1 protein-coding gene is annotated in these 565 nt (G+C 54.0%); it reads left to right on the top strand.

Annotated elements, in window-relative coordinates:
- On the top strand, positions 1 to 565 hold a 565-nt coding region (locus tag HP556_RS00045; RefSeq protein ID WP_175365464.1), incomplete at both ends, for a terminase gpA endonuclease subunit.

Genomic DNA, 565 nt, shown 5'->3' with positions numbered 1-565 from the left:
GGCCAAAGTCCATCCGTGGCTCCACGCCAAAAGTGAGAGGCACCTGTCAGATTGAGCGTGCAGCCAGTGAATCCCCGCATTTTATGCGTTTTCATGTTGCCTGCCCGCATTGCGGGGAGGAGCAGTATCTTAAATTTGGCGACAAAGAGACGCCGTTTGGCCTCAAATGGACGCCGGATGACCCCTCCAGCGTGTTTTATCTCTGCGAGCATAATGCCTGCGTCATCCGCCAGCAGGAGCTGGACTTTACTGATGCCCGTTATATCTGCGAAAAGACCGGGATCTGGACCCGTGATGGCATTCTCTGGTTTTCGTCATCCGGTGAAGAGATTGAGCCACCTGACAGTGTGACCTTTCACATCTGGACAGCGTACAGCCCGTTCACCACCTGGGTGCAGATTGTCAAAGACTGGATGAAAACGAAAGGGGATACGGGAAAACGTAAAACCTTCGTAAACACCACGCTCGGTGAGACGTGGGAGGCGAAAATTGGCGAACGTCCGGATGCTGAAGTGATGGCAGAGCGGAAAGAGCATTATTCAGCGCCCGTTCCTGACCGTGTGGC

It is taken from the genome of Tardiphaga robiniae (genome assembly GCF_013359755.1).
GTDB classification, from domain to species: Bacteria; Pseudomonadota; Alphaproteobacteria; order Rhizobiales; family Xanthobacteraceae; genus Tardiphaga; species Tardiphaga robiniae.
The sequence above is the reverse complement of the archived record's forward strand: the minus strand, read 5'-3'. Positions and strand labels throughout refer to the sequence as shown.